This is a genomic window from Paraburkholderia phenoliruptrix (assembly GCF_902859825.1).
Lineage (GTDB): Bacteria > Pseudomonadota > Gammaproteobacteria > Burkholderiales > Burkholderiaceae > Paraburkholderia > Paraburkholderia phenoliruptrix.
In genome coordinates, this window is record NZ_CADIKB010000005.1 from 278,105 (window position 1) to 285,136 (window position 7,032).

The 7,032-nt window shown below is 63.7% G+C and carries 5 protein-coding genes and 1 other RNA gene; 2 read left to right on the forward strand and 4 right to left on the reverse strand.

All coding sequences use genetic code 11. From position 1 onward, the window contains the following. Nucleotide 1 precedes the first annotated feature (1 nt). The 4 genes from HV711_RS08930 to trxA all read right to left on the reverse strand — a co-directional run bounded on the left by HV711_RS08930 (nt 2) and on the right by trxA (nt 4,096). The gene (locus tag HV711_RS08930) at nt 2-1,558 is read right to left on the reverse strand and encodes an MFS transporter (protein WP_035485452.1); all 1,557 of its coding nucleotides are present in this window, start codon (nt 1,556-1,558) and stop codon (nt 2-4) included. Next, entirely contained in the window at nt 1,555-2,049 is a 495-nt protein-coding gene (locus HV711_RS08935) for a MerR family transcriptional regulator (RefSeq protein ID WP_082201609.1), read from the reverse strand. Before HV711_RS08935 ends, HV711_RS08930 begins: the two co-directional genes overlap by 4 nt. A gap of 181 nt (nt 2,050-2,230) precedes the next feature. Continuing rightward, a complete protein-coding gene (rho, locus tag HV711_RS08940; RefSeq protein ID WP_006048863.1) occupies nt 2,231-3,499 on the reverse strand; it encodes a transcription termination factor Rho in 1,269 nt (422 codons plus the stop codon). Nucleotides 3,500-3,769: 270 nt separating this feature from the next. Beyond that, nucleotides 3,770-4,096 carry a thioredoxin TrxA gene (gene trxA / locus HV711_RS08945; protein ID WP_006048864.1) on the reverse strand — a complete coding sequence of 109 codons (327 nt, stop codon included), beginning with the start codon at nt 4,094-4,096 and terminating at the stop codon, nt 3,770-3,772. 441 nt (nt 4,097-4,537) lie between these two features. Here trxA and ffs point away from each other — a divergent pair. Both ffs and dnaX read left to right on the forward strand, forming a co-directional pair. Further along, nucleotides 4,538-4,636: signal recognition particle sRNA small type (gene ffs / locus HV711_RS08950), an RNA gene on the forward strand. Nucleotides 4,637-4,969: 333 nt separating this feature from the next. Next, the coding region (dnaX, locus tag HV711_RS08955) for a DNA polymerase III subunit gamma/tau (RefSeq protein ID WP_175145054.1) at nt 4,970-7,032 on the forward strand (2,063 nt) is incomplete at its 3' end.

Consider the following 7,032-nt stretch of genomic DNA (forward strand, 5'->3'; position numbering starts at 1 on the left):
GTTAGTCGATCTGTCTTTGCCAGGCGGCAAACATCCCGCCGCATACCGCGATGCCGATCAGGAAATAGAAGCCGTCGAGCGAACTCAGAAAGCTGGCCTGCCGCGCCACTGCCCGGCTGATTTCGACGACGGCCAGCGCATGCGCGTCCGCGACCGGCCGCCCGGCGGCGGAAAACGCCTGCGTCAGCGCGGCAAGCGAGTTCTGGAACACCGGATTGTACGGATTGACGAACTCCGCGAGGCGCGCCTGATGCAATGCCTGCCGATGCTGCTCGACGATGATGACCGAGGCCGTCGCGAACGAGATCGTCAGTTGCCGCACGATGTTCTTCAGCCGGTAGCCGTGCGCGAATTCCTCTATCGCGAATAGTCTGAAGGTGAGATTGGCGACTGGCAGGACGACGAAGAGCACTAGCAGGCCGCGCAGCAGCAGCGGTCCGACGAGCGCGGCCTCGCCCGCGCCCGGCGACATGCGCGTCATCCACGCGGCCGAGAGCGCCGCGATCGCGAAGCCGGGCACGATGATCGCCTTCTTGCGCGTCAAAAGTTTGGCATACCGAAGGTAGATAAAGAGCGCGCTCGCCGAAATGAGCGAGGTGGTGCCGACGAGTTGGCCCGTGTTCTCGACCGGATAGCCGAGACCGCCTTCGAGGAAACGCGAAATCAGATAGCTGAACGCCGTCGACAGATAGTAATAGAACATATAGAGCACGAGCCCCGTCTGGAACACTTTCTCACGCAACGCATGAAGACGCATGAGCGGGGCGGGGTGATGCCACTGGTGATACGCGAACCAGCCGAGCGCGGCGATGCCTGCGGCCGTCAGCAGAATGAGGCCGGGCGACGCGCCGAACACCTGAAAGCGCACTTGCTGCATGACGATTTGCAGCGAGCCCTGCGCAAAGGCAAACACGAGGTAGGGCCAGACATGCGCGGAACCGCGCTCCTCGGGCAAACGGTGGCCGACGTCGGGCAGCGCGAGCCGTGCGAGCACGGCGAAAAGCAGGCCTATTGGCGCGGTGCACGCGAACAGCGCGTGCCAGCCGAACCAGGCGATCAACTGAGCGCCGACGAGCGATGCAAGCGCGCTGCCCAGCACGATCAGTATGAGAAACGCGCGCGTTGCCGCGGGGCGCTCCCTGGGCGTGAAGCTCATCTGGATGAGAATGCGGCAGGTGCCCATCATCGGGCCGATGAAATAGCCCTGAAAGCCCCGCGCGAACGCCAGTTCCACCGACGATTCGCTGAGCGCCGCCGCCGCCGCGCCCGCCGCATACAGCAGCATGCAACCGGCCACATAGCGCCGGTAGCCGAGGCGCTCGACCCACCATTCCTGCTGCAGGATGCCGAGCACCGCGGCCACCGCGTACGCGCTCGACGCCCACACGAGCTCATCCGGCGAAGCGTTGACGCCGCCGGCGATATAGCTCGCAAAAAAGGAGAAAACCGAATTGTCGAAGTAGTCGAGGCCGGTGACGACCGCGAGCACCCACGGGAAAAAATCCCCGCGCAGTGCGTCCGCGCTGAACCAGCCGGCGCGATGCCGCGCGGTGCTCATGACCGCTCGCGCGCCTTACCGCCTTTCGCCCGTGCACCGCGACGCTGCTCGAGCAGGGCGTCAGCGTTCTCGCCCGCCAGACGGCGCTTCAGATAGTCGAGATCCGGGCTGAGTTCGTCGCGCAGCTTTTGCGCTTCCTTCAGCTCCCGGCGCATGGCTTGTATGCGCACGTCTAGCGCGTCGACCTGAGCGGCGATGGCGTCGTGAATCTGCCGCAGCGATTCGGTCGAAAAACGCTGTTTGCCCTCGACCGATTCGAGCGGACGCTTCAGCATTTCGGTGATGCCTTGCAGGGAAAAGCCGAGCGAACGCAAACGCAGGATGCGCCCGAAACGCTGCAGATCCTGCTCGTCGTAGAGCCGGTAGCGGCCTTCGCTGCGCGCGGGCGAGACAAGTCCGCGCTCCTCGTAGTATTTCAACGTGCGCGGCGTAACACCGAGGCGCTCGGCGGCGTCGCGTACAGTCAGAAGAGCAGGCGAGTCGGTCGACATGGGCGGTGGCATCCACAGTGAATTGCGGTTCGGATTGTACTACAACGTGTACGTTCACGTATAGGTAGCCGTTGCGGCAGCCATGCTGCGAGATCTGCGCCGACGCAAAACCGCGGGACGAAAAAAAAACCGCTCGTCGGCGACGAGCGGTTTTCGGATGAAGCGTAAATTGACGCGCAGCTTAACTGCCGCCGCCGCGACGCATCATGTCGAAGAATTCGGAGTTGCTCTTGGTCTGGCGGATCTTGTCGAGCAGGAATTCCATCGACTCGACTTCGTCCATGTCGTGAATGAACTTGCGCAGCACCCAGATTTTTTGCAGCACTTCGGGCTTGATGAGCAGTTCTTCGCGGCGGGTGCCCGACTTGTTCAGATTGATGGACGGATACACGCGCTTCTCGGCGAGACGACGCTCGAGGTGCACTTCCATGTTGCCGGTGCCCTTGAACTCTTCGTAGATCACGTCGTCCATGCGGCTGCCGGTTTCGATCAGCGCCGTGCCGATGATGGTGAGCGAGCCGCCTTCCTCGATATTGCGCGCGGCACCGAAGAAGCGCTTCGGACGTTGCAGCGCGTTCGCGTCCACACCGCCGGTCAGCACCTTGCCCGAAGCCGGCACGACCGTGTTGTACGCGCGCGCGAGACGCGTGATCGAGTCGAGCAGAATGACTACGTCGTTCTTCATTTCGACAAGGCGCTTGGCTTTTTCGATCACCATTTCGGCGACCTGCACGTGACGCGCGGCGGGTTCGTCGAACGTGGAGGCGATCACTTCGCCCGCCACCGAGCGCTGCATTTCCGTCACTTCTTCCGGGCGCTCGTCGATCAGCAGAACGAACAGTACGACGTCGGGATGATTCTGCTTGATGGCATGCGCGATGTGCTGAAGCATCACCGTCTTGCCCGACTTCGGCGAGGCGACGAGCAGGCCGCGTTGACCCTTGCCGATCGGCGCGATCATGTCGATGATGCGGCCCGTCACATTCTCTTCGCCACGCATTTCACGTTCGAGCAGCAGCACCTTGTTCGGGTGCAGCGGCGTGAGGTTTTCGAACATGATCTTGTGCTTCGAGGCCTCCGGCGGCTGGCCGTTGACCTTGTCCACCTTCACCAGCGCAAAATAGCGCTCGCCGTCTTTCGGCGTGCGCACTTCGCCTTCGATCGTGTCACCCGTATGCAGGTTGAAGCGGCGGATTTGCGACGGGCTGATGTAGATGTCATCCGTGCTGGCGAGGTAGGAGGTTTCCGGCGAACGCAGGAAGCCGAAGCCGTCCGGCAGCACTTCAAGCGTGCCGTCGCCGAAGATCGTGTCGCCCGTTTTGGCTCGTTTTTTTAGAATGGCGAACATCAATTCCTGCTTGCGCAGGCGGTTCGCACTTTCGATCTCGAGGCCATTGGCCATCTCGATCAATTCGGAGACGTGCAGAGTCTTAAGCTCGGATAAATGCATACGGAGAACCCGCAGGAGAAGGTGCGACGAAATGAAGTCTGGGAGGAGAAGTGAGCGGAACCGCTCAAGGACTTACACGTCTTTTCGACGTTTTGCGGATTCTAGCATAGCACACGCCAGTTTCCGCCAGTGGGCCGGCACGGCATCTTTCTGAAGAGAAACGTTGCCGGCTGACAACAAAAGCCAATATAGGACAGCAATTAAGACAGCAATGCGCTGCGGGCGCGAGGCAGGTCCGGGTGGACCGCGCGGCGCGCCCGCGCGAGCGCTTTACAGGTTGCCGTCGAGGAATGCGGTGAGTTGCGACTTCGACAATGCACCGACCTTTTGCGCGGCGACCGCGCCGTTCTTGAAGAGGATCAGCGTGGGGATGCCGCGCACGCCGAACTTGACCGGCGTCGATTGATGTTCGTCGACGTTGATCTTGGCGATTTGCAGGCGATCGGCGTAATCCTTGGCGACTTCGTCGAGGATCGGCGCGATCATCTTGCACGGACCGCACCACTCGGCCCAGAAGTCGAGCAGCACGGGTTTATCGGATTTCACGACGTCCTGTTCGAACGATGCGTCGCTGATATGCTTGATTTGTTCGCTCATTGTATGAATACCTCTATCGGTTCGAGGCCCGCCTGAATTGCTCGCCACGATACGTCAAAACCTAGGGAAACTTCCGTTCGCTTAGCCGCACTCGCCAATCCTCGCCGCCTACGCGCAAAAGGTCCGAGACCGTTCGGCAGGGGTGGAAGGCTCGCGCTTGCGGGTCATCCGTACGGCAGTTTAGCTTAATTCGCTATGCGTTGCCGGGGGCGATAGTAGTCATCAGGGCAGCGGGGCCGACGGCTGCCGATGAAGTGCCACCGTGTTTCATCAACTGCGACGTAACCTATGTGGAGGCTCGGCGCACAAACTCAAGTGAGCGGCGCGCGCGGGTGGGACAGGCCTCTAGATGGGCGATCCAGCGCATGTTTTGCGCCTTGCTCGCCGCTTTGCGCCTGCTGACACTCGCGCAAAGCGCGCGGCAATGATAGAATGTTTCGTGACGGGCCTCCTCGCATGGAGGGATGGTCAACCTGGTCAGGTCGGGAACGAAGCAGCCACAGCCGTTTTCCACCAGTGCCGAGGGTCGGGCTCGTCACCTTCCTCTTTCTGTTCTTGCTGTCGCGTTTCCTGTTTTTTCTCCAGCTTCCCCGCTTTTTCCTGTTTCTTCCGTCGTCTTTTCCTTGAGTGTCGTCAGATAGCGTCGGCTTCGGATGCGGGTTTCGCTGCGCCTGTCAGCTGACGGGCCGGGTTCTCCGTGTTTCCGCGCTGCGGGCGTACAGGCGCTGTCGGACAACGGCGCAGAACGCCCAACGCCTGACGCGACTATTTTTTTCTATCGATCCATTAGCCGGCTTCAATCGGCGCCGGCCGCACGTTCGCGCGGGCGCCCGAATCGGTTTTGCGCGCCATTGTTACTGATACAATTTCCGGATGACCTATCAAGTTCTCGCACGCAAATGGCGGCCGAAGGATTTCGCGTCGCTCGTCGGACAGGAGCACGTGGTGCGCGCGCTCACGCACGCGCTCGATGGCGGCCGTCTGCACCACGCCTATCTGTTTACCGGCACGCGGGGCGTCGGCAAGACGACGCTGTCGCGCATCTTCTCGAAGGCGCTGAATTGCGAAACTGGCGTGAGTTCCACGCCGTGCGGCGTGTGTCGCGCGTGCCGGGAGATCGACGAGGGGCGCTTTGTCGACTATGTCGAGATGGACGCGGCGAGCAACCGCGGCGTCGACGAAATGGCGGCACTGCTCGAACGGGCGGTCTATGCGCCGGTCGACGCCCGCTTCAAGGTCTACATGATCGACGAAGTGCACATGCTCACGAACCACGCCTTCAACGCCATGCTGAAGACGCTGGAAGAGCCGCCGCCGCACGTCAAATTCATTCTCGCCACCACCGACCCGCAGAAAATTCCGGTCACGGTGCTGTCGCGCTGTCTGCAATTCAATCTGAAGCAGATGCCGGCGGGGCATATCGTCTCGCACCTAGAACACATTCTCGGCGAGGAGAAAGTGCCGTACGAGGCGCAAGCATTGCGCCTCCTCGCACGCGCCGCCGACGGCTCGATGCGCGATGCGCTTTCGCTGACCGACCAGGCCATCGCCTATTCGGCCAATCAGGTCAATGAAGAGGCGGTGCGCGGCATGCTCGGCGCGCTCGATCAGAGCTACCTGATTCGCCTGCTCGACGCGCTCGCGCAAGGCGACGGCGCGGCGGTGTTGTCGGTCGCCGACGAAATGGCGCTGCGCAGCCTGTCGTTCTCCACCGCGCTGCAGGATCTCGCGAGCCTGCTGCACCGCATTGCGTGGGCGCAGTTTGCGCCGTCGTCGGTGCTCGACGAGTGGCCGGAGGCCGGCGACCTGCGGCGCTTCGCCGACATGCTCAGCGCCGAACAGGTGCAGTTGTTCTATCAGATCGCGACGATCGGGCGCAGCGAACTCGGCCTTGCGCCGGACGAATACGCCGGCTTTACGATGACGCTCTTGCGCATGCTGGCTTTCGAGCCGGCGCCCACAGGCGGCGGTGGCGGCGCGTCGGGTCCGGGCAGGGCGTCCGCGCAGGCCGGCGCGGGCGGAGCGCGGCAGACGGGCGCGCCCGCGGTGGCCGCGCAGCCACGGGCGTCGGCTTCGTCTGTGGCTTTGTCCGCTGGTTCGTCTGCTGCGTCGTCCGCTGCCGCTTCTATCACGGCGCCGGGCCGGGCGGGACCTACCCCTCCGGCGCGCGTTGCTCCGCCGATGCGAGATTTGCAAGAGACGGGCTCCGCCGTGGCATCCGAGAAGGTGACCACTGCTGCTGGGCCGACTCGCGACGGTGCACTCCCTGCAGCCGTCGAGCGCGACGGGCACCAGGCTGCGGCGCCAGCGGCTGAAAGTGGAACCGGGAAACCGGCGGCTCCTGAAGCGGGCCGAGGGATCGAGGCTGAGCCGGTCTCGGCTGCACCCGAGCATGCCCCGTCTGTACCGTCGCCGTCGCATGGCGGCGAGTCTGCAGTTTTGGGCGAGCGTGCCGCAGTGTCGGAGGCCGCTTCGGCGCAGGCGCTCGCGCCTTGGGACGACGCGCCGCTCGTGCCCGCAACGGCTCGAGCTCCGGCCGATGCGCCGGGCGCCCCAGCGCCAGGACATCCAGCGGCCAGCAACGCGTCTTCGGAAATAGCGCCTCTTGTTGCAGCCGAAAAATCGGCTGGCGCTGCCTCCGGCGACATGTCCAGCGGAACGGCAACCGCGCCGGACGCTACACCGGCGGCACCGCTGGCATCGATCACACCGCCCGCCGAACTGAACGCACCGGCGGCCGCCGCGCTTGTGCGCGCGGAGGACGCCGCCGGCTCGGCGGCGCATGAAAACGCCGCGGCATCCGACGCGCCACCGCCGCGTCGTGCGAGCGGTGCAAGCGCCGCGCTCGACGTGCTGCGCAGCGCCGGCCTGAAAGTGTCGTCCGACCGCGGTCGTGCGAGCGCCGCGGCCACGGCGAAGCCCGGGGCGGCTGCCCC

What these genes read in the sequence shown, in the direction of transcription:
- HV711_RS08935 (WP_082201609.1), bottom strand. Translation starts at nt 2,049, where the DNA reads ATGTCGACCGACTCGCCTGCTCTTCTGACTGTACGCGACGCCGCCGAG.
- trxA (WP_006048864.1), bottom strand. Translation starts at nt 4,096, where the DNA reads ATGAGCGAACAAATCAAGCATATCAGCGACGCATCGTTCGAACAGGAC.
- rho (WP_006048863.1), bottom strand. Translation starts at nt 3,499, where the DNA reads ATGCATTTATCCGAGCTTAAGACTCTGCACGTCTCCGAATTGATCGAG.
- HV711_RS08930 (WP_035485452.1), bottom strand. Translation starts at nt 1,558, where the DNA reads ATGAGCACCGCGCGGCATCGCGCCGGCTGGTTCAGCGCGGACGCACTG.